The 26,828-nt window shown below is 53.8% G+C and carries 26 protein-coding genes; 8 read left to right on the forward strand and 18 right to left on the reverse strand.

The window, feature by feature from the left end; genetic code table 11:
- Positions 1-58 precede the first annotated feature (58 nt).
- The 5 genes from csaB to recN all read right to left on the reverse strand — a co-directional run bounded on the left by csaB (position 59) and on the right by recN (position 5,228).
- Positions 59-1,078 carry a polysaccharide pyruvyl transferase CsaB gene (csaB, locus tag QYC28_RS02850; RefSeq protein WP_302679805.1) on the reverse strand — a complete coding sequence of 340 codons (1,020 nt, stop codon included), beginning with the start codon at positions 1,076-1,078 and terminating at the stop codon, positions 59-61.
- Complete coding sequence (locus QYC28_RS02855; protein ID WP_149818002.1) at positions 1,075-1,770, reverse strand: sirohydrochlorin chelatase; 696 nt, start codon at positions 1,768-1,770, stop codon at positions 1,075-1,077. The genes csaB and QYC28_RS02855 overlap by 4 nt, the downstream gene beginning before the upstream one ends.
- Positions 1,767-3,035: a histidine--tRNA ligase gene (gene hisS / locus QYC28_RS02860; protein WP_149818004.1), complete on the reverse strand. Its 1,269-nt coding sequence runs from the start codon at positions 3,033-3,035 to the stop codon at positions 1,767-1,769. The genes QYC28_RS02855 and hisS overlap by 4 nt, the downstream gene beginning before the upstream one ends.
- A 41-nt stretch (positions 3,036-3,076) precedes the next feature.
- Entirely contained in the window at positions 3,077-3,442 is a 366-nt protein-coding gene (locus tag QYC28_RS02865) for a resolvase (protein ID WP_149818006.1), read from the reverse strand.
- A 67-nt stretch (positions 3,443-3,509) separates the two neighbouring features.
- On the reverse strand, positions 3,510-5,228 hold the full coding sequence (recN, locus tag QYC28_RS02870) for a DNA repair protein RecN (RefSeq protein ID WP_302679806.1): 1,719 nt from the start codon (positions 5,226-5,228) through the stop codon (positions 3,510-3,512).
- A gap of 154 nt (positions 5,229-5,382) precedes the next feature.
- Here recN and crtR point away from each other — a divergent pair, with 154 nt between their 5' ends.
- From crtR to QYC28_RS02885, 3 genes are read left to right on the forward strand one after another with little or no spacing between them, the layout of a single operon-like run.
- Positions 5,383-6,267, forward strand: a complete 885-nt coding sequence (crtR, locus tag QYC28_RS02875; protein WP_399363178.1) for a beta-carotene hydroxylase — start codon at positions 5,383-5,385, stop codon at positions 6,265-6,267.
- Between the two features lie 14 nt (positions 6,268-6,281).
- Positions 6,282-7,241, forward strand: a complete 960-nt coding sequence (locus QYC28_RS02880; protein WP_149818013.1) for an ABC transporter ATP-binding protein — start codon at positions 6,282-6,284, stop codon at positions 7,239-7,241.
- A 44-nt stretch (positions 7,242-7,285) separates the two neighbouring features.
- On the forward strand, positions 7,286-8,524 hold the full coding sequence (locus QYC28_RS02885; RefSeq protein ID WP_302679807.1) for an endo-1,4-beta-xylanase: 1,239 nt from the start codon (positions 7,286-7,288) through the stop codon (positions 8,522-8,524).
- A gap of 2 nt (positions 8,525-8,526) precedes the next feature.
- Here the strand turns inward: QYC28_RS02885 and QYC28_RS02890 are convergent, their stop codons facing one another.
- On the reverse strand, positions 8,527-10,179 hold the full coding sequence (locus QYC28_RS02890) for an aldehyde dehydrogenase family protein (protein WP_302679808.1): 1,653 nt from the start codon (positions 10,177-10,179) through the stop codon (positions 8,527-8,529).
- A 151-nt stretch (positions 10,180-10,330) separates the two neighbouring features.
- Between QYC28_RS02890 and sufC the strand changes: the two genes are divergently transcribed.
- Both sufC and sufD read left to right on the forward strand, forming a co-directional pair.
- The gene (gene sufC, locus QYC28_RS02895) at positions 10,331-11,113 is read left to right on the forward strand and encodes a Fe-S cluster assembly ATPase SufC (protein ID WP_286649851.1); all 783 of its coding nucleotides are present in this window, start codon (positions 10,331-10,333) and stop codon (positions 11,111-11,113) included.
- Positions 11,110-12,396, forward strand: a complete 1,287-nt coding sequence (gene sufD / locus QYC28_RS02900) for a Fe-S cluster assembly protein SufD (RefSeq protein ID WP_302679809.1) — start codon at positions 11,110-11,112, stop codon at positions 12,394-12,396. The genes sufC and sufD overlap by 4 nt, the downstream gene beginning before the upstream one ends.
- On the opposite strand, the gene QYC28_RS02905 is transcribed toward sufD, so the two are convergent.
- The 12 genes from QYC28_RS02905 to QYC28_RS02960 all read right to left on the reverse strand — a co-directional run bounded on the left by QYC28_RS02905 (position 12,393) and on the right by QYC28_RS02960 (position 25,395).
- Positions 12,393-13,016, reverse strand: coding sequence for a Crp/Fnr family transcriptional regulator (locus QYC28_RS02905; protein WP_302679810.1), 624 nt, complete (start codon positions 13,014-13,016; stop codon positions 12,393-12,395). The two genes, sufD and QYC28_RS02905, sit on opposite strands and share 4 nt — an antisense overlap.
- An 85-nt stretch (positions 13,017-13,101) precedes the next feature.
- Entirely contained in the window at positions 13,102-13,614 is a 513-nt protein-coding gene (gene fldA / locus QYC28_RS02910; protein ID WP_149818024.1) for a flavodoxin FldA, read from the reverse strand.
- 333 nt (positions 13,615-13,947) lie between these two features.
- Positions 13,948-14,496 carry a PepSY domain-containing protein gene (locus QYC28_RS02915; RefSeq protein ID WP_302679811.1) on the reverse strand — a complete coding sequence of 183 codons (549 nt, stop codon included), beginning with the start codon at positions 14,494-14,496 and terminating at the stop codon, positions 13,948-13,950.
- A 51-nt stretch (positions 14,497-14,547) separates the two neighbouring features.
- Entirely contained in the window at positions 14,548-15,222 is a 675-nt protein-coding gene (locus QYC28_RS02920) for a Fe2+-dependent dioxygenase (RefSeq protein WP_302679812.1), read from the reverse strand.
- A 113-nt stretch (positions 15,223-15,335) separates the two neighbouring features.
- Positions 15,336-15,617 (reverse strand): hypothetical protein, encoded by a 282-nt coding sequence (locus QYC28_RS02925; protein WP_149818031.1) that lies wholly within the window; start codon positions 15,615-15,617, stop codon positions 15,336-15,338.
- A 78-nt stretch (positions 15,618-15,695) separates the two neighbouring features.
- On the reverse strand, positions 15,696-17,099 hold the full coding sequence (locus QYC28_RS02930) for a cell wall metabolism sensor histidine kinase WalK (protein WP_302679813.1): 1,404 nt from the start codon (positions 17,097-17,099) through the stop codon (positions 15,696-15,698).
- On the reverse strand, positions 17,053-17,742 hold the full coding sequence (locus QYC28_RS02935) for a response regulator transcription factor (RefSeq protein WP_149818035.1): 690 nt from the start codon (positions 17,740-17,742) through the stop codon (positions 17,053-17,055). The genes QYC28_RS02930 and QYC28_RS02935 overlap by 47 nt, the downstream gene beginning before the upstream one ends.
- A gap of 50 nt (positions 17,743-17,792) precedes the next feature.
- A complete protein-coding gene (argJ, locus tag QYC28_RS02940) occupies positions 17,793-19,052 on the reverse strand; it encodes a bifunctional glutamate N-acetyltransferase/amino-acid acetyltransferase ArgJ (protein WP_302679814.1) in 1,260 nt (419 codons plus the stop codon).
- 80 nt (positions 19,053-19,132) lie between these two features.
- On the reverse strand, positions 19,133-19,720 hold the full coding sequence (locus QYC28_RS02945; RefSeq protein WP_149818039.1) for a Uma2 family endonuclease: 588 nt from the start codon (positions 19,718-19,720) through the stop codon (positions 19,133-19,135).
- Positions 19,721-19,726: 6 nt separating this feature from the next.
- Positions 19,727-22,762, reverse strand: a complete 3,036-nt coding sequence (gene ppc / locus QYC28_RS02950) for a phosphoenolpyruvate carboxylase (protein ID WP_302679815.1) — start codon at positions 22,760-22,762, stop codon at positions 19,727-19,729.
- A 102-nt stretch (positions 22,763-22,864) separates the two neighbouring features.
- Positions 22,865-24,364, reverse strand: coding sequence for a DUF3352 domain-containing protein (locus QYC28_RS02955; protein ID WP_302679816.1), 1,500 nt, complete (start codon positions 24,362-24,364; stop codon positions 22,865-22,867).
- Positions 24,365-24,390: 26 nt separating this feature from the next.
- A complete protein-coding gene (locus tag QYC28_RS02960; protein WP_149818046.1) occupies positions 24,391-25,395 on the reverse strand; it encodes a phosphoribulokinase in 1,005 nt (334 codons plus the stop codon).
- A 210-nt stretch (positions 25,396-25,605) separates the two neighbouring features.
- Between QYC28_RS02960 and QYC28_RS02965 the strand changes: the two genes are divergently transcribed.
- The 3 genes from QYC28_RS02965 to crtG are packed head-to-tail and all read left to right on the forward strand — an operon-like array spanning position 25,606 to position 26,772.
- Positions 25,606-25,788, forward strand: a complete 183-nt coding sequence (locus QYC28_RS02965; RefSeq protein WP_024124949.1) for a 50S ribosomal protein L32 — start codon at positions 25,606-25,608, stop codon at positions 25,786-25,788.
- A 3-nt stretch (positions 25,789-25,791) separates the two neighbouring features.
- Positions 25,792-25,965, forward strand: coding sequence for a hypothetical protein (locus tag QYC28_RS02970; protein ID WP_149818048.1), 174 nt, complete (start codon positions 25,792-25,794; stop codon positions 25,963-25,965).
- Between the two features lie 24 nt (positions 25,966-25,989).
- Positions 25,990-26,772, forward strand: coding sequence for a 2,2'-beta-hydroxylase CrtG (gene crtG, locus QYC28_RS02975; RefSeq protein ID WP_149818050.1), 783 nt, complete (start codon positions 25,990-25,992; stop codon positions 26,770-26,772).
- The last annotated feature ends 56 nt before the right edge of the window (positions 26,773-26,828 follow it).

Genomic DNA, 26,828 nt, shown 5'->3' on the forward strand with positions numbered 1-26,828 from the left:
TGCCGCAATAAAACGACGCATCGAGTTGATCTTATCCTATCCTTGCTGAAGGGCTGGCCTAGAGGAGATTCAGTACTGCCTTGTGAACCGCAGCCGATTGCAGGTAGGGTTGATAGTCGGGCACGGGGGCTGCGAAGGTGTGTTGCCATTGGTGGATCAAGGCAGTGGGGTCAGGGGGCAATGCTGCTAGTTCAACCCCCGCCATACCCGTATCGGCCATGAGGTAACTCACCTTGGGATCATAGCTGAGGGCAAAACAGCGACAACCCACACTGGCCGCCATGATCAGGGCATGGAGGCGCATGGCGATCGCCCCCGCCGTTGTTGCCAACAGTCCCTTCATCTCGCGGGGATCCTCACAGGACACAAGTTGCGTCTGCTCAGGCTGCAATGCCCCATAGAGATCCTCAGCCAAGGGCAAATCCTGTTGGGGCTGAAAGGGCAACAGCAAAAGCGGTACCCCCGTCTCTGCCTGCCACTGCCGCAAGGCCATTTTTAGAAGCTGCCAGCGATCGCCCGTGAGGTGTCGATGGGGACGTAAACACACAGCAATGGGCGCCTTGTCCTTGGGAGGTAGAACAGGACGGGCTGACATCAGCCACACGGGATCGGCACCCTGTTGATGGGGAATGCCCCACTGCCGCAAGAGAGCCGCTGACCCGGAATCGCGCACCGTGACTGCAAGACAACGCCGCAGAAGTGCCCGTGTCCACCAACGATAGAGGGGCGATCGCACTGGTCCAATCCCCTGTGCCCAGGCAAGGGTGCGACAGCCAAAGCGCTGTGCAAGGGTCATCAAACCAAGGTAATAGAGGGGGCTGCGCCAACTGGTGACATCCTGAATGAGGCTCCCACCACCCCAAATGAAGGCTTGGCTCTGTTGTAGGGTGCGCAGCACCTTTGGCCACTGGCGGCGATCGCAGGTAGCAACGCCATAGCGGGCTGCTGTAGCTGTAGGATTGCCGCTGAGGACGACCGGTGAAACGTGGGGCGGCAACTGTTCGAGGAGCGTTGCCAAGAGGGCTTCGTCCCCGGCATTGCCATAGCCGTAGTAGCCACAGAGAAAGACTTGACTCATGGGACAGGCTCCACTAGCGGCACTGCCTGAAGAATGTCTTGAAGAACGTTGATCAAGGCGGGGGTGGGTTGAATGGCTGGCACCAAGGAAACAGCGTGGTGGGGATACCTGACTTGCAATGTCGCTAGTTGGCTGTGGACCTGATCAACGGTTTTACCGCCAAAGAGAAAGTAGCCATAAATTTTGCTACTGGTATATCCCTGAGCCATCCGCGTCTCAATGGCATGGTCTAAACTTCCCACTTCAGTCAGGAGCGCTGGATGCACACCACAGGTCTGACACAGTTCCTCAAACCAAGGGCGAACTTCAGGCCGACGACTGCCGTGGCCAAGGAGAATATCGGCGGCTGCATCAGCGATCGCCCGTTGTAACCATGCTTGAAAAAGCGGCTGTCCCCCCAAGAAGGGGAGTAATTGCATGGGAAGCACCGACTCGGCTGCCGCGATCGCCTGCGGCAGATCCACCACCACATGGTTGCCCGGCAGTAAAAACAGGGGTAAAATGACTACCCGCTGAGCACCTTGGCGTTGCGCTTGGCCACTGAATTCCTGAATCTTGTTAGGCAGTGGTTCTTCCTCAAGGGTGCCCCAGCCCACCATTCCTAGGCGGGTGAGTTGCTGACACAAAAAGGCCATGGCCGCCTGTGGCTCAGGGGCAGGACTGCCGTGGCTAATGAGAAAGTAGGCCATCATGATGGGGCAGAAAAGCGCGATCGCCAGTTCTCACTCAAGAGTTCCTGTTGCGGTACCAAGACCTGCTCCCCAGAGGTCAACCACTTCACTTGCACGGTGCGATCTGTAGCCTCACTCTCGCCAATCACCAGACACACCGTAGCACCAACGCGATCGGCGCGCTTGACCTGTTTACCAAAGGCACTGCCGCTGAGATCCACCTCAACGGTGTAACCTTGATGCCGCAATTGCTGTGCCAAAATCAGGCCTTGGCGTTCGGCAGCTTTGCCACGGGTCACCATATAAAGGTAGGGTTGATCGCGCGGCGGCAACGGGCGATCGCGCAGGAGTAAAATCAATCGTTCCAGTCCCATCGCCCAACCAATGGCGGGGGTGGCAGGTCCCCCTAATTCCTCGACAAGGTGATCGTAGCGCCCCCCTCCACAGACGGTTCCCTCATTGCCCAAACGCAAATCCTGAAATTCAAAGGCGGTGTGGGTATAGTAGTCGAGGCCCCGCACAAGGGCAGGATTTATCTGGTAGCGGATGCCCAGATCCTGCAAGAGGGATTGCACCTGCTCAAAATGGTTGCGCGATCGCGGACTGAGATAATCCAACAGCCGCGGCGCTTCCTTAACAATCGCTTGGGTGTGAGGGTCTTTACTATCGAGGATGCGCAGGGGATTGCGGTGGAGGCGTTCTTGGGAATCGGGGTCTAACTCTGCCTTGTAGGGGGTGAGGTAATCCACCAAGGCCTGACGATACTCACTGCGATCCTCGCGATCGCCCACGGAGTTGAGCATCAGGGTTAACTCCTTCAATCCCAGGGCCTGCAAAATATCTAAAGCCACAGCAATGACTTCGGCATCGGCACGGGGATCGGCACTGCCTAAAACTTCCACCCCCAACTGGTGAAACTGGCGATAGCGACCGGACTGTGGCCGCTCGTAGCGAAACATGGGCCCTAGGTACCACAGGCGTTGGACACCCCCTTGGCTGTGCAAACCATGTTCAATATAGGCGCGCACCACCCCCGCCGTGCCCTCTGGCCGCAGCGTCAGCGACCGTTGACCGCGATCGCTAAAGGTGTACATTTCCTTACTGACAATATCGGTGGCTTCACCAATGCCCCGCTCAAACAAAGGGGTTTGCTCAAAAATGGGAGTGCAAATTTCGCGGTAGGCAGCGCGATCTAAAATCTGGCGAGCAATGGTTTCTAAATACTGCCAATAGACCCGCTCAGCGGGCAAAATATCGCGAGTTCCCCGTGGTGCTTGCAAACCCATGTGTGGTCAATGCGCAAATGAAACAGACGTATTATACCTGCCTAGCTTCCTAGTAACTTCTCCACCCGCTCTAGAACCTCGCGAATGTGCTTTAATTCCCCGAGAATTTCCTTGAGGAGATCATCTGTCGGATTGGGGGGCGTGGTTTTTAATTCCACTTGGAGGGTAGTAATGCCCATCACGTCACGGGCAAAACGAGCCACTTCATTGGGGTGAAACAGCAGCGGTTCACGACGGCTTTTGCGATGCTCTGGATTGAGGCGTTGGGGATCAAAGGGGGGATTAATGGTTTCATTATTGGTGTTGACATAACGATAAATAGACGCACGGGAGCGGCGGAGAGTTTGCTGCACTTGATCAATGGTCATTAACTCATCCCCCCCCGCAGGATAGGAAGAACGCTGCATTGAGAACGGCCAAACGGTAATGTTGCTATCAAACTTATTTTACTGTAAGGATATGGACATCAAATCGTCAGGTTTTCATGCTAATTCCTTGGGCGTTAGGCGGAAAGGGGCGTTGTTGGTGTGCCAACAGGCCACTGGCAAATGAGAATGCCATTGCCGAGCGATCGCCCCCCGCTAAATCCGCAAGGGCTTGAACACGTGCCTCACCGCTTAAGTATTGCACACGAATTACCGTTGTGGCGGCACTGGGATCAATGTCCTTTTGCACCAAATAGTGATGATCAGCCGCTGCCGCAATCAAGGATTGATGGGTAACGCACAACACCTGATGGGTTTCCCCCAATCGTCTTAAACTCTCGGCGATCGCCCCCGCCACGCGTCCGGAAACCCCAACATCAATTTCATCAAAAATTAGCGTTTTCGGTGTTTGCTGTGTCGTCAAGCAGGTCTCCAACGCCAGTGAAAATCGGCTCATTTCACCGCCAGAGGCCACCTCCCCAAGGGGTTGCAGGGGTTGGCCAGGATTGGCACTCCAGAGAAACGTAATCTCGTCACTACCGTGACTACTGGCTTCTGTGGTTGTGACCTGCACGATAAAACGGGCTTGGGGGAGTCCAAGGGGTTGAAGATGGGTCAGCAGGTCTTGTTCGAGGCGTTCTGCTGCCTTTAGTCGTAATTCGTGAAGTGCCGCACTGGCTTGTTCAAGGGTCTGCCGCAGTTGGGCAACTTCTGCTTCTAGGGACTCTTGGCTAGTAGAGGCATCCCTGAGGGCAGCTAATTCTGCTTGGATGCGATCGCGATAGGCAATGACACTGGCTAAATCAGGGCCATACTTGCGACACAGGCGTTGTAATTGGTGAATGCGCTGACCGAGGGCATCGAGTGTGGCTGGATCCGCATCGAGGCGATCGGCATAACTGCGCAGTTGGCGGGCGGCTTCTTCGGTGTGGGCGATCGCCCCTGCCAACAATTCGCTCATCGGCTGAAGCGCTGGATCCCAGTTGGCAATGGCTTGCACTGCCCCTTGGGCTTGGGCCAGCAACGTCACCACACTCGGTTCCCCTTCGTAGAGGAGGTGATAGGCCTGTTGGCTTTGGCTTTGTAGTTCCTGCACATGGCTGAGGCGTTGGTAGTCCTGTTGCAATTGGGTCAGTTCTTCAGGGTCGTCTAGGGCAGCCGGCAACAGTTCTTGGAGTTGAAAGTGCAGTAAGTCGAGTCGCTGGAGCCGTTGCTGTTCCTGAGCGGCAAAATCCTGCAATTCCCGTTGCCGTTGTTGCCATACTCGGTAGGCGTCTGCCACCCGCTGCCGCTGGCTCATTAAGGCCTCGCCCCCATAGCGATCAAGCCAATCCCGCTGTTGAGAGGCACTGGCCAGTTGTCCTGCCTGTCCTTGAGCTGTCAGGCGCACAAGGTGCCGCCGCAATTCCTGAAGTTGCTGGCGATTCACTAGCACACCATTGACGCGGCTGCGACTGCGAAAGGTCTCCCCCTTGAGACTAAACTCGCGGCTACAGATCACCTCATCCCCTTCAGCATCAATTTCTAGGGTGGCCAGCCAGTCTCTCACTGGGGGGGTCAGGGTGAAAGTGGCTTCGATACAGCCCTGCTCTGTCCCCGATCGCAATTGCCGCGCCGAGAGCTTCCCCCCAAGGAGAGCATCAATGGCATCGAGGAGAATCGACTTGCCTGCCCCCGTTTCCCCCGTGAGGACATTCAACCCCCGCTGAAAGGTCACCTCTAGCTCCGCAACGAGGGCAAAGTTCTGAATCCGCAGCGTTTGTAGCATTGTGGCTCCACTAGAGCAACGGTTCTAGGGCCATCCTTGAGCAAAGGGCGGTGACCCACTTTTGGAATCGTGCGACTTGATTTTGTACCGCTGATTAGCCTACATAGTATGAAGGTAACATTTTGCAACAATGTGAGGAGCGACCGCGCGGATGATCACGGAGGCAGCGATCCCGGCCACGGTTCCCAAGGAATTTTTAGGTCCCCCGGTGGGCTTTAATCCCACCTTAGTGATGTTTTTTGCCGCATTTGCGATCGCCATTTTATCCACTTGGGGCTACTTTCAAGGTCACTGGCCGGGCTGGGTCTCATTTGTGGCCAATATGCTGGCCTTGCACCTCATGGGCACAGTAATCCACGATGCCTCCCACAATGTTGCCCACAGTAACCGCATTATGAATGCAATTATGGGTCATGGCAGTGCCCTGATGTTGGGGTTTGTTTTCCCTGTCTTTACACGGGTGCACATGCAGCACCATGCCCATGTCAATGATCCCGAAAACGATCCCGACCACTATGTCTCCAAAGGGGGACCCCTGTGGCTGATTGCACCCCGCTTTTTCTACCATGAGGTGTTCTTTTTTAAGCGGCGGCTTTGGCGCAACTATGAACTTTGGGAGTGGTTTCTCAGTCGCTTGACGCTGGTGGGCATTGTGATCTTTGCGGCGTTTAATGGCTATTTAGACTACGTGCTTAATTATTGGTTTTTGCCTGCCGGGGTGGTGGGTCTGATGTTGGGGCTGTTTTTTGACTATTTTCCCCACCGTCCCCATACCGAGCGCGATCGCTGGCACAATGCCCGCGTTTATCCCAGCCGCCTCCTAAACATCCTCATTTTTGGTCAAAACTATCACCTCATCCACCATCTCTGGCCGAATATCCCTTGGTACAAAGTGCAGCCGGCCTACTACGCCGTTAAACCCCTCCTCGATGCCCACGGCTGCAAACAGACCCTTGGTATATTGGAACCAGGGAATTTCTTGCCCTTTCTCTATGATGCTTTGGTGGGTTTGCATTTCCATCGCCCTCGTTCTTCCTGAGGTGAATCTCCGGTATGCTGGCTGACGCTGCGGGCGATCGCCCCCCTGTGGTGGCGGTTGAGAACTTACAAAAGTCCTACCGTAGCGGATTTTGGCTGCGGACGGTGCTCACGCCCCTCAAGTCTGTCTCGCTGCGAGTGTACAAGGGGGAAACCTTTGGCCTACTTGGCCCCAATGGCGCCGGTAAAACCACCCTGCTGAAGATTCTCTTGGGGCTAGTGCAACCCAGTGCAGGGCAGGGTACGCTGCTGGGACATCCCTTGGGGGATCGCGCCGTGCGGCAGCGGATTGGCTACCTGCCGGAAAACCCCTACTTTTATGACTATTTGACGGCTTGGGAGTTCCTAGAGTTTACGGCGGGACTCTTTGGCCTCAGTGCCGCCACCTGCAAAGAACGCATTCCTCTGCTGTTGGAAATGGTGGGCCTCAACCTCAAGGATGCCCGCAAAAAGCAAATGCGCCGCTACTCGAAGGGGATGGTGCAGCGGGTAGGATTGGCGCAAGCCCTGATTAACGATCCCGAAGTGGTCTTTTTGGACGAACCCATGTCGGGTCTCGACCCCCTTGGCCGCTACCAAATTCGCGAGATCATTCTTTCCTTAAAACAGCAGGGCAAGACGATCTTCTTTAATAGTCATGTCCTAGCGGATGTGGAGGCCATCTGCGATCGCATTGGTATTTTGGCGCAAGGGCAATTGATTTGCGCAGGCGGTGTGGATGAACTCCTTGGCAGTAGCGAAGCCTATCACGTGGTGGGCAAAGGCGGTCATGTGGATGGCCTTCAGGAATGGCTCTATTCCTTAGATATTCAGGGCGATCGCTGGCAAGGCGTGATCAAAATTCCCCTACAACGCTTCCTCACCCTCGTTGAAGAAATGGGCGGTAAAATCCTCCAACTGCGCCTTGCTCGCCCCACCCTCGAAGAGTTTTTTGTGGAACAACTGCGTCAACAGGGGATTCAAGTGAGCCATTAGGGATGCAATCCATCTGAAGCCCTCGTCGCAAAAGGTCATCATCTATGCTGAACTGGCGCCGTTTTCTCTGGTTGAGTTGCTTGGCCGCTCTCTTAGTGGTTGCCTGCGGTACCTCTGCCTCTTCTGTGGCCACTGATACCCTCAGCCAGCAAATTGAGCAATTGCGACAGGCGCCCCTCACCGTCGTCGTTGAGAATGCCCAAGGCCGTCCGATTCCCCATGCCCACGTCCAACTGCTGCAGCAAAGCCATGCCTTTCCCTTTGGCGTTGCCCTCGATACGGAGATGTTTCGCCCCAGCCCACCTCCGGCTGCTGACTGGTACAAACAAACGGCTCAGGCAAACTTCAATGCCGCCGTCCATGAAAATGCCCTCAAGTGGTATCAATTGGAGCCAGAGCAGGGCAAGCTGGACTTTACTATGGCTGACGCCCTCTTCAGCTGGGTGCAGGCCCAAGGCTGGCCAATGCGGGGGCATACCCTCTTTTGGGAAGTGGAGCAGTTTAATCCCCCATGGCTGAAAACACTACCGCCGCAGCAATTGCGCGCAGCGGTGAAAAACCATGCCATTACTGTCTGTCGCCACTATCGCGGTCGGATCAACGAATTTGATGTCAACAATGAGATGCTCCATGGCAATTTTTTCCGCAGTCGCCTTGGGGAGGGCATTGTTAAGGAGATGTTTGCATGGTGCCGCGAGGGCAATCCCGATGCGATTCTCTATGTCAACGACTACGGCATCATTGAGGGCGATCGCCTGAACGACTATGTTGAGCAAATTCGCAGTCTCTTGGCCCAAGGGGTGCCCCTTGGCGGGATTGGGATTCAAGCCCATCTGGAATATCCCTTAGATGAGGCCAAAATGCAGCGTGCCCTCGATACCCTCGCCCAGTTCAATCTCCCCTTGAAAATTACCGAAGTGAGTGTGAGTTTGGCCGATGAGCAACAGCAGGCCCAGACCCTGCGCCAAATTTATCGCATTGGTTTTGCCCACTCCGCAGTCAAGGAAATTTTGCTTTGGGGCTTTTGGGCGGGGAACCATTGGCGTCCCCAAGCCGGACTCTATCGCCAAGACTTTTCCGCCAAGCCAGCGGCGATCGCCTACCGCAAACTGCTGTTTGAGGAGTGGTGGACAAAGGTGACGGGTCAAACCAATGCCCAAGGCCAATGGCAAGGACGCGGCTATCTTGGTCGCTATCGCTTAACAGTGACAGCCCAAGGCCAAACCCGCACACAGGAGTTGACACTGCCTCAAGGGGGGACAACCGTCACCGTTCGGCTATGAGCCTAGCCCCGCATCGCCCCCATCAAGAGGGACAGCCAACCCAAGGGATTGCCGCCAGCGTAAATGTCCATGACCGCCTGCGCCAGTTGGGGTAGGCTGCGATGGCCATAGAACCAAGGGGGCGTCACCGGTAACTGGAAGGGAACACGCACCACGGCTTTTTCGGGATAGTCAAACAGGAAGCTATTGTGAACCACGCCCACCCCAGAACCAATGGCCGCTGGTGTATGTCCGGGAAAGGCCCCCCAAGGCGTACAGCCCAACCCATAGGCCAAGGAGACCCACGCATTAATGGCAATAGAACCGTAGCGCAGTTGGGCGATCGCCTGTTCCAGCACTTCTGCACAGCTGGCCTCAGTGCGCGGATCAACGATTAGACTACAGCCGAGGGTACCCCAGAGCCGCTCATTGACAAAGGGCACGGCAGTGGTGAGGTAGGCGGCGGCATCGCTAACGGGCAGTTGCACCTCTGCCAACAGACCACAAAAGACCTCTTCTTGGAAAATGCGGGGATTGGCCGTGGGGGTGAGGCCTTCAATCAGGGTCCAAGGAATTGTGCCTTCGACAGCGGGACTCAGCACCGTGGCTTGGGGATAATCCGCCAGAAACGACTCATAGCGGGCGATCGCCCCCGGATAATAGGCAGGGCGAGGGGGAATCGCTTGCAGTTGTGCCTTCAGGGCGTTGAGGAATGCCTCTCGCTGCGGCCATCCCGCAGCCGTGACGAGGATTTGCGCCCCAATGCAGTTAAAGCTGGCGTTATGGACAAGGGCACTGGCCACTTGGCGGGCTTGGTAGGTCAGTTCTGCTGCTGTCCATTCGCCGGGAACGATCAACAGGGGAGTGACATTTCCCAGTTCTGCTGTCACGGGTTTGGTTAGCTTCCGTTGTTGGCGAGCTTTGCGAATGGCCTGCTCGGCCGCCGTTTCTCCCCAAACAAGGCGATTGTAGGTGTGGTGGGAACCGGTAATGTGAATGTGCTGCGTCAATGGATGATGGCAGAGGGCTTCCCCTAGGGCGGCATCTCCTTCAACAATCTCAAGGAAACCCGCCTCAATTAAGGGCGCACAAATCTTGCGAAAACACTCCGTCAAGGGCGCCAAGAGGGGATTCATCTTCAGTAGTGCCACTCGATTGGCCGCCACCAGTTGATAGAGGGCATCCGCCAAGCACAATGATGTGATATTGCCCGCCCCCAGCACCACAACGACCCCCGGCGGCGGTGGGTTACGGTGGGCACTGCCCTGACTTGGGGGTTGATCGGGTTGGAGCCAAACTTCGGCTTTCACCCCAAACCAAAGTAAACGCTCTTGCCAATTGCGCGGCAGAATGTCAGCGATCGCCTGACCGGTGGGGGCGGTTCGCCAGCGGGGCACTGGGGGGGCGGCTTCGTGACGCAGGGCATAGAGATAGTGATCCAGCTTGAGGATGAGTCCCAAAGGACCTGTTGTCCACTCTTCCCCTGCCCAAACCCCTTGGGGATCAATGCCTTTGATTTGACAGGCCAAGGTCACCCATTCTGAAGCATGGCGACGGGCAAGGGTTTTCATTGCTTGGAGATAGCCCATGCGCTCTCGCGGTGCGAGGGATTGCCAGCGGCTGGCCTGCTGATGGAGGCGTTCCAGTTCGGGAATGGTGGTTGTTGAGAGTGTCATAAAAGGTGGTTGATTTTCTCCTGTGGGCATGGTTTGACAGCGGTGCCGGTGTGCTGTTGTCGTCAATACTCCTCTGCCAAGAAACTCAATCGCGATCGCCAGCCCGCTGCGCTACATTAAAAAATTATGAACGATGCAAGGGAGGTAAGGCGTGATTCGTCCCGACAGCGAAGTCATTTTAGAGGTGCGTGATCTCACGGCCAGTGTGGAGGACACCCCCATTCTCAAAGGCCTGAATCTGACGATTCGCGCTGGGGAAATTCACGCCATCATGGGTCCCAATGGCTCCGGCAAAAGCACCTTCTCCAAAATTCTCGCGGGTCATCCCGACTACACCGTAACTGGTGGCAAAGTGCTCTACAAAGGCAAAAATCTCTTGGACTTGCCCCCAGAGGAACGTGCTCGCGAAGGCGTCTTTTTGGCGTTTCAATACCCCCTTGAAATTCCGGGGGTGAGCAATCTCGACTTTTTGCGGGTGGCCTACAACGCCAAGCGCAAGCATCAAGGTCTCGAGGAACTGGATGCCTTTGACTTTGATGATCTCGTGCGACAGAAAATTGAACTGGTGAAGTTGGATGAAGGCTTCCTCAATCGCGGGGTGAATGAGGGTTTCTCTGGCGGCGAGAAAAAGCGCAATGAAATTTTGCAAATGGCTCTGCTGGAGCCGACTCTAGCCATTCTCGATGAAACCGACTCTGGGCTTGATATTGATGCCCTGCGCATTGTTGCCAATGGGGTCAACCAACTGACTCGTCCTGATAACTGCATTCTGCTGATTACCCACTATCAACGGCTGCTGGACTACATCGTGCCCGACTATGTCCATGTGATGGAGGGGGGACGGATTATCCTCACTGGCTCGAAGGAACTGGCGCTAGAACTGGAAGCACGGGGCTATGACTGGGTTCGCGAAGAGGAGGGGGCTGTATCATGACCATTACAGTCAACGCCAATTCCGATCAAGCGGATCTGCCCAAGGCCAGTCGCGCCAATGAACTCAATGATCTATTGAACTGCGCACCGCCCCCGCGCCATGCTGAGTTAGAAGCACTCCGCCAAGCAGCCCGCGATCGCCTCCATGAGCAAACCTTGCCCACCCCCCGCGATGAGGATTGGCGCTTTACGGATTTATCGGCTTTACGGACGCGATCCTTCCAAGCCCCCATTGCCCCCCTCAATCCAGAAATTGTTGCCGAAGTGCGGCATCTGCTGTGTGAGCGCAGCTTTCCAACCGTTGCCCAAATTGTTCTGATTGATGGCTATTTTTGCGGAGAACTCTCCCGTGTGAATGCCGCTGGGGTTGAGCTATTGCCCCCTTCCCTGCCAGCGATCGCGCCCCCAGAGGTCTTTAGTGATCTCAATGCCGCCATGCTTGCGGATCGGGTTTGTCTGCGTCTATCGGGGACTCTCCCTGAACCGGTGGAGGTGTTCTGTGTCAGTAGTCGGCAGCAGCAGAGTGTGGTGTCACCGCGTCTGACAGTTCAAGTTGCTGCCCACGGTCAAGCTACCCTGATTGAACGCTTTTTGTCCCTCACGGGCGATCAACAGTTCACCAACAGTGTCACGGAACTCTCCCTAGGAGCCAGTGCCCGCCTGCGCCATGTGCGGATTCAACACCAATCACCAACGGCGATTCACATTGGCTGTACAGCGGTGTGCCAAGCCCAAGACAGTGACTACGAGGGGCACGCCGTTGATTTGGGGGGATGCTTGAGCCGCCACAATTGGCAGGTGCAGATCCAAGGCAGTGGCAGCCAGACAATCCTGAAGGGACTGGCGATCGCCATGGATAGCCAAATTATGGACACCCACTCGGCAGTGTTCTTTAATGCTCCCCATAGCGGCAGTGAACAGATTCACAAGTGCATTCTTGGCGATCGCGCCCACGGCATTTTTAATGGCCGTATTGTTGTGCCACAGGTTGCCCAACTAACCGATGCCAGTCAACTGAACCGCACCCTGCTGCTTTCGGACAAAGCCCGCGTGGATACCAAGCCCCAACTAGAAATTGTGGCTGATAACGTCAAGTGCTCCCACGGTGCCACTGTCAGTCAACTGGCGGCAGAGGATATCTTCTATCTGCGCAGTCGTGGCCTTGATGAGCGCCAAGCGCGGGATTTACTGGTGAAGGCCTTTGCCCTTGAGCAACTGGTGGAGATTGAGCCAGACCCCCTGCGGCAGGAAATTGAAGAAGCGCTCTTGGCTAAGCTACACTAACCCCTGTTCTTTGGGCAGCATGAATCTTGGCCAAGAAGAATCAGGTGGCGATCGCGCCCCCACCAGAGCCGCTGTTGCTGACGAAGGTGGTGGAGTAAGCGGGTTACGGTCACCCGAGTAATGCCTGTGTAGCGGGACAGTTGGGCATGGGTGAACCGCACAGGGAGGCGAACACCCGCGGGGGTGCTGACCCCAATCATTTGCCCCAAAACCACTAAAACTTCATACAATCGCTGCACAGCAGTGGGATAATGACCGGCCTTCAGTAACAGATCACTGTAGTACTGCCGATACTGTTGCCCCTCGCAAATGAGGCGTGGCAAGTGGGCAGATGCGTGTACCTCAGCGGCCGTAAATGAGAGGAGGCGACTTGGGCTCAGCGCCTGTATTTCATAGCAAAGATCAGGGGAGCCACAAACGGCCATTCCCGCCGTCCCTAACCCAATAAAACAGAGGTTGCCGTCGCTGTCGACGAGGTTGATCTCAATAATCCCTGTTTCAATCAGCCAAACACGCTCCCGCAGCACGAGGGATGCGTTGCGGCCTAGCTCAAAAGCTGGGTAGGCTTTCGCCACAGTTGTGGCTGGATCAATAGGTGTGTAGAGGGGGACGGACATCATTCCCATACCCAAAAACGGAATGATTACTATTATCAAAATTCAAAAGAGAGGCAACCCCGCATTCACTGAGTTGCCCCAAAACCATCTAGAGACCAAACTCTTGCTTGAGTTGTGCGACCCACTGCTGAACGCGTTGATCCGTAAGATCGGACTGGTTGTCTTCATCAATGAGTAGACCCACAAACCGATCTCCCCGCAGCGCTTGGGAGGCATTGAATTCATACCCCGCCATCGACCAGTATCCTACCGTCTCACCACCCCGTTCACTGATTTTTGCCTCAAGAATACCAATGGCATCGCCAAAGTTGTCAGCATAGCCCACTTGATCTCCTGCGCCAAAGTAGGCCACTTTTTTGCCAGTGAAATCAATGCTGTCTAGCTCCTCGTAAAAGCCCTCCCAGTCGGCTTGAAGTTCGCCCACATTCCACGTTGGACAGCCGATAATCAGACGATCGTAGGCTTCAAAGTCAGAGGGACTTGCTGATGCTATATCATGCAGTTCTACCACCGCAGCATTGGCAAAGGCGGACTGGATTTTCTCTGCAATCATCTGGGTGTTGCCAGTTTGGGTTCCATAAAATAAGCCAATTGTTGCCATCGATAACATCCTCGTAAATTTTTGCTGGCGTTCTCCTAGGATGTTCTGGGGCGATCGGCAGGATTGGGGAGCCTGTGAACACTGTCGTGCTCCCCTATTTATTATTGCAAATTTATTTCAATTGGAAACCTGTTTTAGAAGACTCGCTGTTGATCGTCCAAAAATTTCGAGCCTCTGTTCAGCACCGATTGTGCCCTCAATGGAGTCGTCGTAGTTGGCAATCAAAGCTCCCTTGTACTGAAGCAGCTATGGTCAAGAGGCCAACCAAGGGCAGAAGGTTCTTAGGAATCTGAGTAAGCGATCCCCACCATCTAGGCGGTGCTGCTGGCGAGATCACCCGAAGCGCTTACCGCGCATTTTCCAGCCCGTTAAAAACATCAGGAGCAAGACGCCACTGAGCGCCAAGATGTAGAGAGGCTTGAAGGCAACACCCAAATAGGCTCCTTCATGGATCTGGAGTAAGACAGCCAGCTGCTGTTTTGGCAAATGCAGCCACTGTTGACTCAAGTGGTAAGCAACTCCTGTGATGGCACTCACCAAAAGCGGCAGCAAGACAACAGTAGCTCCATACTGATGGATGAGTCTCAGGGTGCTACTTGGCTGAGCCAGCCTGCGGTACTGCTTGAGTCGTCTGGGATTGATTAACCTAAAACCACTGACGGTCAGTACGACCACCCCTAACCCCAAGCAGAGCACATAGAGCAAACTGAAGGACTCCCCCAAAAAGGTGCCCGTGTGGATTGTCATCATCAATTTGCCAAAGTCTTTGGATAGTCCTAACCAACTGCGACCCAACCGATAGGCCAAGCCTGTCCACATCGTTAACCCCAAGGGCAGCCACAGCGCGATCGCGACTTGACGATGCAGTTGACGTATTTTCATTCTCGCCCGTCCCCATTCAACTCAGTAGATGACTGAAAGGAATACCTTGGCTTAAATATCTGCCCATTTGCGCAGTAAATTGGCGTGCACCTTGCAGAGCAGGTCAAACTCAATGGCTTTCCCCTGTTTTTCAAAAATGCTGCGACGAACAGTATCCAGTTCAAACAGCAGTTCTCGTTCCAAGGGATCGCGAATTAAACTTTGCACCCATGTGACTGCTACAAGGCGAACACCCTGACTCACTGGTTCCACTCGATGCAAAAAGATGGCTGGATACGCAATCATTGAGCCCGCAGGCAACCTAAAGGACTGTTCGCCCAAACTGGTATCGAGAACCAAGGCTCCCCCTTCATAGGTACAAGGATCACTCAGAAAGAGGGTGAGGGACACATCAGAGCGACTCAACTGCTCACCGCTACCCATTAGGGCATTATCCATATGGGTGCCATAGACCATGCCGGGTTCGTAGCGGCTAAAAAGGATGGGACGGATGACCTTAGGTTGTACATAGGCTTGGAAGAGATGATTTCTTGTTAAGGCTGCAAGCACGATTCCTGAAGCCAGCGCATACGCCTCACTGTCTTGCGCCAATTGTTGATTGTCTTTAACCGTTCTTGCATAGAGCCCGGCAGTCAATTTGCCATCTACAAAGACCCCTGCCTCAAGGATGGCATTTAGGCGATGCAGTTCTTCAGAGGTTAAGACTTGATGGACTTGCAGTAGCATTGGCTCGCTTTCCTAGGGGCTGACCCATAAAGACAGCAACTTGGGGGGAGGAAAAACAAGGTTGACCTCCTCCCCGGCCTGAAGGCTGTAGATTCCTTCTTCCTGCTTTAACTTTACGAATGGGAATAGGACCACCAGCGTCGGCGTCGATAACGACCCTCTCCACCTTCCTCGCCTTCGCCCCATTCACCTCCTTCGGCCATCAGGTAAATGCTGGAGCCAATGGTTCGGTTTTTCGTAGCAGCGACAGCAGAAGCACTGGCAGCCGGCGCTGGGAACTCATAGGACACCCCTCCCTCTTCAGTACCGGCACTGGGATTGCTGCAACTCGCCATTGTGCTTGCCAAGCCTAGGGAGACAAATAGGCAGAGGGCTTTTGAACCGTAACTATTCATAGGTTGCTCCTTGTTCAATGGGCTTTTACCCCATGATTGTGCTCAAGAAAAGTAACAATCTAGGGAAGGTTGCTGTACTTAGGAGCGGGCGGGGAGCTTGACTGTAAAGGTGGTTCCCTGATGCCGCTGACTCTGGACGTCTACCGTGCCCCCATAGTGCTCAACAAGCGCCTTCACCACTGCTAAACCTAGCCCTGAGCCTTGGGCATGGTACAACTGTGCCTCCTGAGAACGCCAAAAGCGATCAAACACTCGGCAGATGTCTTGGGGAGGAATACCGATGCCAGTATCCTGAACCTCAACAATCGCAAACACGCCCCTTTTTCTGAGATCAATGGTTACAGCACCATGGCTAGGGGTATAGTGAAGCGCATTATCTAAAAGATTGCTAAAAATCTCATAAATTTGTTCAGGATTGCCATAGACATAGACATTGGTATCACAGTGATAAGTCAGATGAATCTGTTTTTTCTTAGCGCGATCCTGCTGTAGCTCAACGAGTGACTCCAATAGCTCATCCAAGTCAACATTGACCCATTGACTCTGATCAAGTTTATGATGATCCATACGCGCTAGGAGCAATAGCTGATTGATCAAGGTATTCATCTGGTAACAGGCGGATAAAATTACTTTGAATTTATTTGATTGGGATGGTTCAAGATTCTTGGAGTATTGCTCTAGCAAGGAAATCGAAGATTGAATTGCCGTTAGGGGATGTCGCAATTGATGGGAAGCATCTGCAGTGAATTGTTTCAATTGATTGAGTGAAATGAGAATCGGTTGAAGACTTTGATTAGTTAACCAAAATGCTGCCAAAAGGGTAATAATACTAATGCCGAGAATATTCAATAGAAAGATAGATTTTAAGTATTCTAGCTCCCGATCTAACTCAGTGGTTGATTCTATGACACAGACATAGCCAATGGCTTGGCGATGAGGCTCCATTTTGTTTGCTCTGGCATATACCGGCAGAAAGAAATAGCGATATTGATCTTCTTTGACAATTGTTCCAGCGTCAGAAAGATGATTCGGTATACTCACTTGATCCATCTTTCTGCCTTCATAAACAATTAATTTCCTATCCTTGTCATACCATTGAACACTCTGAGAAAAATGACTGGGGAAGTTTGTCATGACTTCATAGACAGACTCAAAATAATACTTGCCCATTAATTGAGAAACTGTAATTGGTTGCAAGTCTCCTGAAACATTTTTAGGAACATACCCTTTGTATTTTGGTTCTTTCTTTAACTCTTCATACTCGTGCTGCAGGATTTCCAAGATACTTGCAGACTGGGTGCCTACTTCTTTTAGATGATCGTCGAGTTGATTGTAGCGGTGATAAACAATCAGAGAGTAAATTGAGAATGAAGAGATAGATAAAATTCCAGTAATCACCAAAAAGTATATAAAAAATAGGCGATGCCGCAGATTACTAACTCGGCGATTCAAAGTTGGGATTAAGCCGATAGCCAAAACCATAGACAGTTTCAATAAAATTAGGAGGAGCCCCGCCTGCGTTCAGTTTGTGCCGCAGTCTCTTTAAGTGTACTTTAACGGCTTCTTCCCCTGGCACTTCCTCCAATGACCACGCATGATCGATAATTGCTGAGCGGCTAAGGATGCGACTGCCGTTACGCAACAACACCTCCAAAATGGCATACTCTTTGGGGGTCAGCTGGAGCTCTTGGTTGTTATAGGTGACTTTGGCTTTGTCTAGATATAGGGTGAGGGCGCCCCACCTAAGGACAGAGGAAAATGGTAGCGACTGACGCCTCAGTAGGGCACGCACCCTAGCCAACAGTTCGGCCAGATCAAAGGGCTTGACTAGGTAGTCATCGGCGCCGGCATCAAGACCCATGACTTTGTCAGTACTGGTGTCTCGAGCCGTTAGGATCAAAATAGGCAGCTGGTAGGCTCTCTGGCGAAGGATTTGGCACAGTCTTAGGCCGTCCATGCGCGGTAAGCCTAGATCTAAAATCAGTAGGTCAAAGGCAGTGGCCTCTAAATACTCAAGAGCTGATTCGGCATCATGTACCACTTCAGGGGTGTAGCGCTGATGGGCCAGGGATTCGGCAATTAAGTTGGCGATGGTTTGATCGTCTTCAACAATTAAAATTTTCATTAAGGCCGGCGGCGTGGGGACACCCCTGTGTTCGTTGCCGAGCTGTAGGACTAGGTGGTGTACTCGGCATTAATTTTAACGTAATCATAGCTGAGATCACAGCCCCAAGCGACACCTCGACCACTGCCATGACCAATACTGACTTCAATCACCACCGGATGGTCGAGGGACTGCTGGCCACTGGGATCGCTACTAGCGGCGGCTTGATTGACTAAGTAGGCATTGGCAGCGGCGCGATCGAAGGGTAAGGGTTGACCGTGGCGCATCATGGCAATCCCCCCAAGGGAAATGGCCAGATTACTGGCATCAAAGGGCACCCCAGCGCGGCCAGCAGCGGCGGCAATGCGTCCCCAGTTGGGATCCCGTCCATAGATGGCTGATTTGACGAGCATTGAACCCGCAATGGTTCTGGCCACTTGACGGGCAGCGGCATCATCACTAGCACCACTCACCTGAACTTCAATGAGACAGGTCGCCCCCTCGCCATCACGGGCGATCGCCTTCGCTAAATGGACACAGACCGCCGTTAACATTTCCTCAAGGCGGCTGGCCACTGCGCCCGGCTCCGTAATCGCAGGGGTACGCGATTGTCCATTGGCCAAAGCAATCACACTGTCATTGGTGCTGGTATCACCATCAACGGTAATTTGATTGAAGGAGCGATCGCAGGCGCGTTGGAGCATCTCCTGCCACAGATGGGGCGACACAGCAGCATCGCAGGTAATAAAGGCCAGCATCGTTGCCATATTCGGGTGAATCATCCCTGACCCCTTGGCCATGCCACCAATGCGAATGGGCTGCCCCTCCCACTCGGCTTCGAGGGCAATTTGCTTGGGCACCAAGTCTGTGGTTAGAATGGCTCGGGCAGCCGCCTCTCCACCGCCATCACTCAAGTTTGCCGTTAGCGTTGGCAGCGCTTGGCGCATCTTTTCAAGGGGAATGGGTTGACCAATGACCCCCGTCGAAGCCACGAGCACCATCTCTGGACTCACCCCCAAGGCCGTTGCCACCATATCCGCTTGGGCTAAAACCGCCTGCCAGCCCTGTTCTCCCGTAGCCGCATTGGCCTGACCCGAATTACACAAAATCGCCTGCGCCGCTCCCTTCGTTTGTAACCGCTGACGACAGTAGGTGACAGGTGCCGCACACATGTGGTTCGTCGTAAATACCCCAGCGGCGATCGCCGGCACATCGGAAACAATCAAGGCCAAATCCAGTGCCCCTGAAGCTTTGAGTCCTGCCGCAATGCCCGCAGCTCGATAGCCTTTGGCGGCAGTCACACCACCCGTAATCCGTTGCCAGTGGCTCATAGCGTCGTCAATAAGAGAATCGTTGCGATTATATCAAGGGTCTTTCCCAAAACAGCGACTGTTAAGGTTTTTGCAGAAGTCTAGGGGAAAATACGACTCAAGGGGAGCTGTTGTTCAGTGATCGGCAGAGCGATCGCTCCCGTCGCGGGCACAATTCGCCGATTCAAATACCCAAAGGTTGTCGGTGTAATTTGCGCTGGTTCACTATAGGCTTCGAGAGTGCGATCCACCAAGTTAAAAAGCCAGTAGTGGGGAATCCCTGCCTCAGCATAGAGCATCAATTTCACAGTGCGATCGTACTCTAGGGAAGAGTCCGCCACCTCAATTAGCAATTGCACTGCCGCTGCTGTCGGATGCGCCGTGGCGTAATCATCCTCCCGATTGTCGACAAGGGTAATGTCTGGCTCAGGTTCACTGTGATCTGCAATTACAATCGGCGATTGACAGCGTAGGGTTGCCCGCTCACCCACCATTGGCATTAAGACCCGCAGGAGTCGGGTGATACAGGTTTCGTGGGCTGTCCCCTTAGCCGCCATCTTAATCAGTTCCCCCCGCACTAATTCGATGGGATCATCCTCGCCCAAAAAGCCGAGTTCAGCTAAACGGTGATAGTCCTCAATGCGGAAGTGCAGCGGGGATGGTGTTAATGTGCGGGTCGTGGGGTTCATGATTGTTTAGCCCGTATTGCGCATACCTGCCGCCACACCATTGATCGTCAAGAGAGCGCCCCGCAGCAACTCACCCCGGCCATAGCGGGAGCGGAGAATCGCCCCAGAGGTGGTTTGGCTGTTGTGCTGGCGTAGCCGTTTCAGGAGAGATACTTGCAGGAACCCCAAGGGAACAATGGTGCGATTGCGCAGTTGCACCGATCGCTGGAGCGCCGGATCCCCATCGAGTAGCCGCTCATGGCCAGTAATCGTGAGCACCAGTTCCGTGGTCAGGCGATGTTCCTGAGCAATCTGATCGTAGAGGCGGAAAAAGGCTTCACGGTTTTGGGGTTGGCTGAGTTCTTGGACATAGTAGCGGGCAATCTCTAGATCCACTTTGGCAAGGGTCATCTCAACTTTGGAGATCACCATGCGGAAGAAGGGCCATTTGTAGTAAAAGTAGCGCAACAGGGAGAGATGCTCAGCGGGTTTTTCCTCAAGGAATTCCTTCAGGGCAGTGCCCACACCATACCAAGCCGGCAGCAGGAAACGGGTTTGCGTCCAACTAAAGACCCAAGGAATTGCCCGCAAACTCTCAAGGGTTTTCTTACCTCCCCGCCGCGTGGGTCGGGAGCTAATTTGCAGTTGGCTAATTTCTTGAATCGGAGTAACTTCGTTAAAGAATTCAATGAATTCTGGCTGCTCATAGATGAGATGGCGATAGCATTGGCGCGATCGCGTGGCCAGCTCCTCCATAATCTCGTGCCAAGGCTCAATTTCATCAATACTACTGCGCAGCAAACTCGCCTGAATCACGGCTGTGGCCACTGTTTCGAGGTTAAAGAGCGCCAATTCCGGCAATGAGTATTTAGAGGCCAACACCTCGCCCTGCTCAGTAATCTTGATTCGTCCTTTGATCGTTTGCTCTGGCTGTGCCAAAATGGCTGCGTAGGCAGGCCCACCCCCCCGTCCCACAGAGCCACCCCGGCCGTGGAAAATCCGCAGTTGGAAGCCAAAGTTTTCAGCAATTTTTTGGAGCCGTTGTTGTGCCTTATAAATTTCCCAGTTGCTACTGAGGAAGCCCGAATCTTTGTTGCTGTCGGAATAGCCCAGCATCACCTCTTGCAGAAAGGGGGTACTGTGGCTGCCCAAATAGCTATGGCAAAAGGGCAAAGAAAAGAGTTCCGTCAGCACTGCGGGGGCGTGTTTGAGGTCTTCAACCGTCTCAAAGAGGGGAATCGCCTGTAGGGTACTGGTGCCTGTGGCGGGATCAAACAGTCCAGCCTCCTTGGCAAAGAGCAGCACCTCCAAGAGATCACTGACCTCGTGGCTCATGCTGATGATGTAGGTATTGCACAAATCCGTGCCAAACTCTTGTTGGAGTTGTCGCACCATACGGAACGTTTCAATGATTTCATTGGTGCGATCGCTAAAGGGGAGTTCCCCCGGAATCAAGGGGCGACGGGTGGAAAGTTCACTGAGGAGCCAGCGAGTGCGCTCCGTTTCCGACAATTCCGTATAGGGACAGGGGAGAATGCCCAAATAGGCGGTAATTTCATTAAGCGCCTCAGCGTGACAGGTGCTTTCTTGGCGAATATCCAAGGCTGCCAAATTAAAGCCAAAAACCTCCACTTGGCAAATCAAATCATCCAGTTCGCGGCAGGCCAGTCCCGTTTCCTTCAGGTTACGCTGAATCAGCAGCAGCTCTGCCAAGAATTCTTGACCGTGGCGGTAAAACTGTCCATTATTTAGCTCTTCCGCATCATTGCGGCGAATGCAGTAGGTTTGCAGCGCTCGGTTGCGATCGCGGGTATTTTGCAGCCGTTTGAGCACATAGGTGAGTTTCAGACGGTAGGGTTCCTGCCGATAGCGCACCGCATACTGGTCATAGACGCTAGGGAGTTGCCGTTGATCCTGCTCAAGGGAATCCAGTAAATCCGGCAGCACATCACACCAGTGCAGGGACAAGCTCAGCAGATTAATCAACCGCTCAACGGATTTAATGTACTCCTCAAGAACTAAGTTGCGCTGATAGCAGGCGGTTTGCCACGTCACTTCCGGTGTCACGTAGGGATTGCCATCGCGATCGCCCCCCACCCAAGAGCCAAAGCGACAGAAATTGTGCCGCGGGGGCTGCAAATAGGGAAATGTTTCATGGAGCGATTGCTCAAGGCGGCGATAGAGCTTGGGAATGACGGCAAAAATGACCTCTTTGAAGTAGTGGAGCGTGTATTCCACCTCATCGAGCACTTCGGGCTTAAATTGGTGCAATTCATCGGTGCGCCACCAGAGGCGAATTTCTTCCATCAGTTGTGCCCGCAGGGTTTGGACATTCCAGTCTGTCAGGTGCGGAGAAGCCCCCTCTAGCACATCCAGTTGCTCGAGTAAGCGGGCAACCCGCCGCTGCTTATCGCGAATCGTTTGCCGCACAATTTCCGTCGGGTGAGCGGTAAAAACCAGCTTAATGTCGAGTTGATCCAGCAGCTTTTGAATATGGCGCGGCGGTACATTCAGTGTATGCAGCCACGGAAAAAGCCAAGCAAAAGAACCATACTGCTGAGTGGCCGGAATGGCTTCGTAGAGACTATGCTCTAGGCGTTCACTCGGCCCACTGCGCACGTCCGTTGCATTGGCAGCATTATGGGGCAAGGGAAAGCCTTCACCACTGACACCGGAAATCGGTTCACTCATGACACTGCGGCGTTGCAATCCCTCTTGGGCAGCTCGTTCGCGATTATATTGTTGCTCGTAGTGCTGCTCGACAATGTTGATAATTTGAAAGTACAGGTTAAAGGCACGGGCAGCGCGAATCGCTTGATTCAGTTCTAGGGACTCAATGACCTTCAGGAGTTCTCCCTCTGGGGCATGGAGGGCATGACCTTCCGGCGAAGAGAGGGCACCCAAGCGCCGCAGTAGATCAACTAATTCCTGACCCGATTCTGCCGCCAAGACATCTACCAAGACCTCTTCCACCAGTCGCAAACGTGCCTGTAGGGTGCGAGCTGCTAAACTTTCACTTTCAATCAAGCGATCGCGATTGGTCGCATCGAGGACTGATGTCATATTTACCCCAGTCTGCAAACATAATACTCCCTACTTTACCCAATCCTGAGCTAGGGCAGTACAACAATTGATAACAGGCGTATTAAGGATTTATTAACAGTTCTAATCTTTTTTGCTGCTGAGAATCAGTTCTAGGTGTTGCAAGCGATCGCGCACGCCATAATTCACCAAAGTCATGCTTTGCAGACGTTCCAGCCAACCAGCACTAATGCCATTGAGATACTGAAGTAGCGGCCAACGCTGGCTCAAGGGAGCAAATAGCTGTGGCCAACGGGCATAGACCAGCCCACGAATCCCTTGCCGCTGTCGCAGGAGGTTCTCCGGCAGCCAAGACACGTTTTTATGCTGGCTAGGGGACAGTACCGATAGGGAGGATGCCAAGATCAGGCGATCGCCCCGTTGCTCATAGGCCGCGGCCACATCAGAGACCAAGCCTTCACTGGTCTGCGGGTCAAGAATTAATTTCACCCAAGCAGTGACGGGTTCTTTATTCAAGACCAAGCGATTCACCGCATAGCCATTGGCCCGGGCAAGATCATCCAATTGTTGCAGCACAGTTGCCGCCTCTGGGGTATTGCGCGTCTGCCACCACCATTGCCACTGTTCATCGCCTTGGCGCCAAAGGGCAAGGCTAAAGCGATCGCTGGCCAAGGGAAAAATTTGCCTCGTCACGTCCAGCGGTATCTCTGCCGTCAAATCCCGCAGCAGTTGGCTGGCAATCTCATCCCCTTGGGGCGTTCTGCCAAAGCGGTAGTCTGCCAAAGCCTCGGTGAGTTGGCTATAGCCCTCTGGCAAGTGGGAACCCGCAACCACCACCGTCGGCATCGGTTCTTGGGCACGGAGGAACTCAAGGTCAAGGGGATCAGCCGCCAATGTCGGATCACTGGTGCGGTGCAGCAGCGTTTCCAGATGCAGCTCGTTGTTTTGCGCCTTCACGGCCAATAGCAGGCGATCGTAGGTGGGTGCCAGTTCGCGATCCTCACGACTTAGGGATTGCAGGTTGACATAGTAGAGGGCCGTAGGTTGAGTGTCTAATTGAGGTCGCGCCGCTTGATAAAAACTCAAACCCGCCAGATTGCCATCCCCAGTCACCGCTGACCCCAAGCTAGCGATCATGGTCTCCACATCGGCAGCGAGGAGCAGGCGATCGCCCAGCCGTGCCGTCACGAAGTCCTTACCCACTTGGAGGGGGATATTTTGATAGACTTGCGCCTCAAAAGGATGGCTCTGCCAGTAGGTCTCTAAGAAAGCCGTTGCTGCGTCTGGGCGCTTCAGGGGCAGAATCCACAACTGCCGCGGGGATGGACACACTTCAGAACAGGGGAACTGGGCAACCGTCACCCCCTCTCCTACCCAAGTACTGACCTCAGACCACGACCAGCCCCAATCAGCCAGTTGGGATGTCCAAAAACGCTCCCAAAAAAAGCGCAGCGGATCGCTACTGGGACGTTGATCGAGCTTGAGGACACTCTGGGCTTGGCGGGGGACAAAGATCAGGTCATCGCTATCGGCAGCGAAGGCTGGCTGGCCACAGGTTAGAACCCACCAGCAGAGGATAAAGACCAAAAACGATGACCATAGCGATCGATGGTGCGGTTGCATCAGTGCCCTCAATGTGGCAGGCCAAATTAGCGGTTGGTGACAGTGGCCACATCCCGCGAGGTCAAGCGCTCATAGGTCGCCCGCATTTTCAGCCCCGTCAGCACTTGGAACAGACCCGAACCATTATCGGAACCCGGATAGTCACGGTGCTTCAGCAGCAGTTCCGTCATTTCACCATAGTGCTTGGTGGAGGTATTGCTCAGGTGACTTTCGATGTAGATCAGTTCATCGAGTTTTTCAAAGCGACCGTCCACTTCTAACACCGAAACGGGGTGACCATAGTATTCATCGGGGCCATAGCTGAGGCGGATGCCCGGATAAGAGCAGGTGAGCTTACGACCGCAGGGAATCCAAGTAATTGTGGAGCCTTCATCAAAAAGATAGACTGGCTCAAAGCCAGGGATGCCTTCCCGTTGCAGCATCCGTACCCGCAGGATATTGCCGACTTTTTCCTCTTTGACCAACTGGGTCGGCAGAATTTGCAAGACCACGTCAGCGTACTGCTTTTGGGGATCGATATAGGCCATGAAGTCGGGGCGACGGGCATTGATCGAGGCAATCACGTCTTCGTAGCTGTGACCCCGCTCGGCCATGTCGCGCTTGATCTTCCAAGCAATTTTTACATCGTCGCTGATGTCGAGATAGACACTAAAGTCAATCAGCGATCGCACCCGTTCATCGTAAAGGGGATGCAGCCCTTCAATCACAATCACGTGGTTGGGATCAACCCTCTCTGGCGGATCAATCGTCCCCGTTTCGTGGTTGTAGATGGGTTTCATGATTGATTCGCCATTTTTGAGAGCCTTGATCTGCTCATACATCAGATCAAAGTTGTTGGCGCGGGGATCAAGAGCCGTAATCCCCGTTTCTTTCCGCTGCTTGCGATCCAGACTGTGATAGTCATCCAAGCAAATCACAGTCATAAACTCTTCGCCAAACAGATCGGCCAGTCGGCGCAAAAACGTTGATTTACCACAGCCGGAGTCTCCAGCAACGCCGATGAGAACCACACGGTCTGGCTTACTGCTCATAGCTGACGATTCCCTTTGCTCGTAGAAGTGGACATCCCCTGATGGGGTGGTTCAGTATTCCCTTACTGATATTACAAGGGTGGTGTCCCTCTGTGATAGTTTTTTGGGCAAAAAGAGGAACATTGCCCTCCATAGGGGGGATTGGTGGTTGCCCTAGGGAAGCGTTTGGGATATACTAGTAGATTGCGAAAGTTAGTCCTAGGGATCATCATGGCCTGCCCCAAGAAAAAAACCTCGAAGTCCAAGCGCAGTATGCGCCGTGCGGTCTGGAAGCGCCAAGCTGCCCTTCAAGCGCAACGTGCCCTTTCCATTGGCAAGTCTATTTTGACCGAGCGCGCCCAAGGCTTCTACTTCCCTGAAGCTGAAGAAGAAAACGAAGACGAGCAGGAGTAATCCATGGCCACTCCCACGGAGCCAAGCCGCACCCCAAAACTGGAAACCCCCAAGTACGGCTTTAATACTTTTGCTGAGCGGATCAATGGTCGTGCTGCTATGGTTGGTCTTGTGGCGCTTTTGTTATGGGAATATTGGACAGGAGAGGGCTTGCTCCACTGGTTGGGCTGGGTCTAGGGGACGCATTTAGCACTTGTTTGCATGATTCCCTACAACCTCAGTGACCCCCGCCTCTTTGGCATTATGGTTGGGGTCATGTTTTTGATGGTGGTCAGCCGCCTCGTGCTGGTGGCCGGCTTTTTTTCGCTTGTATATGTGGTGGCTCGCTGGACGCCCCTGAGGAAACGGCGGGTCAATTTGCGCCCCTACCAGCGGGGGCAGTTTTGGCAGGAGTTTGGCTGGTCGTTGGTGACAGCGGCTATTTTTGCGTTGGCGGGGGCGATCGCCGCAGTGATGTGGCAGCGGGGCTGGACAGCGGTTTATCTAGAGTTAAATTCCCTTTGGGACTACATTTACTTTCCCTTGAGCATTGGCCTTGTGCTGCTGCTTCACGAAACCTATTACTATTGGCTCCATCGCTGGATGCACCAACCGAAAATTTATCGCCGTGTCCATCGGGTGCATCACCATAGCATTGTGGCCTCGCCCTGGACGGCCTTTTCATTTCACCCGTGGGAAGCGTTCCTACAGGCCATTTTCCTGCCGCTGATTATTGTGCTTGTGCCGCTGCACCCCTACGCGATCGTGATTCAGCTCAGCCTGATGACGGTCTCCAGTGTGATTAACCATTTGAATTTAGAGATTTATCCCCGTGGCTTTGCCGAGCATTGGTTGGGACAGTGGTTGATTGGCGCCACCCACCACAGTTTGCACCATAGTCAGTTTCGCTGTAACTATGGCCTCTATTTCACCTTTTGGGATCGGTGGCTGGGGACAGAGAGCCGCGATTACCTACCCCTGTTTCGCGATCGCACCCAAGGCTAAGGCAACGATGAATTCTGCATAGGCCAATCGGCAAAGGCGTAGGACAGTTCGTCTAG

Origin of the sequence: Thermosynechococcus sp. HY596 (assembly GCF_030518715.1) — a bacterium.
GTDB lineage: Bacteria > Cyanobacteriota > Cyanobacteriia > Thermosynechococcales > Thermosynechococcaceae > Thermosynechococcus.

Bases quoted from the DNA above. Each gene is read 5' to 3' on its own strand.
- QYC28_RS02945 (WP_149818039.1), bottom strand. From the start codon at position 19,720: ATGAACCCCACGACCCGCACATTAACACCATCCCCGCTGCACTTCCGC.
- argJ (WP_302679814.1), bottom strand. From the start codon at position 19,052: ATGAGCCACTGGCAACGGATTACGGGTGGTGTGACTGCCGCCAAAGGC.
- QYC28_RS02890 (WP_302679808.1), bottom strand. From the start codon at position 10,179: ATGACACTCTCAACAACCACCATTCCCGAACTGGAACGCCTCCATCAG.
- QYC28_RS02865 (WP_149818006.1), bottom strand. From the start codon at position 3,442: ATGCAGCGTTCTTCCTATCCTGCGGGGGGGGATGAGTTAATGACCATT.
- QYC28_RS02905 (WP_302679810.1), bottom strand. From the start codon at position 13,016: ATGATGTCCGTCCCCCTCTACACACCTATTGATCCAGCCACAACTGTG.
- QYC28_RS02855 (WP_149818002.1), bottom strand. From the start codon at position 1,770: ATGATGGCCTACTTTCTCATTAGCCACGGCAGTCCTGCCCCTGAGCCA.
- QYC28_RS02885 (WP_302679807.1), top strand. From the start codon at position 7,286: ATGCTGAACTGGCGCCGTTTTCTCTGGTTGAGTTGCTTGGCCGCTCTC.
- QYC28_RS02970 (WP_149818048.1), top strand. From the start codon at position 25,792: ATGGCCACTCCCACGGAGCCAAGCCGCACCCCAAAACTGGAAACCCCC.
- ppc (WP_302679815.1), bottom strand. From the start codon at position 22,762: ATGACATCAGTCCTCGATGCGACCAATCGCGATCGCTTGATTGAAAGT.
- QYC28_RS02880 (WP_149818013.1), top strand. From the start codon at position 6,282: ATGCTGGCTGACGCTGCGGGCGATCGCCCCCCTGTGGTGGCGGTTGAG.
- QYC28_RS02965 (WP_024124949.1), top strand. From the start codon at position 25,606: ATGGCCTGCCCCAAGAAAAAAACCTCGAAGTCCAAGCGCAGTATGCGC.
- hisS (WP_149818004.1), bottom strand. From the start codon at position 3,035: ATGGGTTTGCAAGCACCACGGGGAACTCGCGATATTTTGCCCGCTGAG.
- csaB (WP_302679805.1), bottom strand. From the start codon at position 1,078: ATGAGTCAAGTCTTTCTCTGTGGCTACTACGGCTATGGCAATGCCGGG.
- fldA (WP_149818024.1), bottom strand. From the start codon at position 13,614: ATGGCAACAATTGGCTTATTTTATGGAACCCAAACTGGCAACACCCAG.
- QYC28_RS02935 (WP_149818035.1), bottom strand. From the start codon at position 17,742: ATGAAAATTTTAATTGTTGAAGACGATCAAACCATCGCCAACTTAATT.
- QYC28_RS02925 (WP_149818031.1), bottom strand. From the start codon at position 15,617: ATGAATAGTTACGGTTCAAAAGCCCTCTGCCTATTTGTCTCCCTAGGC.
- QYC28_RS02955 (WP_302679816.1), bottom strand. From the start codon at position 24,364: ATGCAACCGCACCATCGATCGCTATGGTCATCGTTTTTGGTCTTTATC.
- sufD (WP_302679809.1), top strand. From the start codon at position 11,110: ATGACCATTACAGTCAACGCCAATTCCGATCAAGCGGATCTGCCCAAG.
- QYC28_RS02930 (WP_302679813.1), bottom strand. From the start codon at position 17,099: ATGGTTTTGGCTATCGGCTTAATCCCAACTTTGAATCGCCGAGTTAGT.
- QYC28_RS02920 (WP_302679812.1), bottom strand. From the start codon at position 15,222: ATGCTACTGCAAGTCCATCAAGTCTTAACCTCTGAAGAACTGCATCGC.
- crtG (WP_149818050.1), top strand. From the start codon at position 25,990: ATGATTCCCTACAACCTCAGTGACCCCCGCCTCTTTGGCATTATGGTT.
- QYC28_RS02960 (WP_149818046.1), bottom strand. From the start codon at position 25,395: ATGAGCAGTAAGCCAGACCGTGTGGTTCTCATCGGCGTTGCTGGAGAC.
- QYC28_RS02915 (WP_302679811.1), bottom strand. From the start codon at position 14,496: ATGAAAATACGTCAACTGCATCGTCAAGTCGCGATCGCGCTGTGGCTG.
- recN (WP_302679806.1), bottom strand. From the start codon at position 5,228: ATGCTACAAACGCTGCGGATTCAGAACTTTGCCCTCGTTGCGGAGCTA.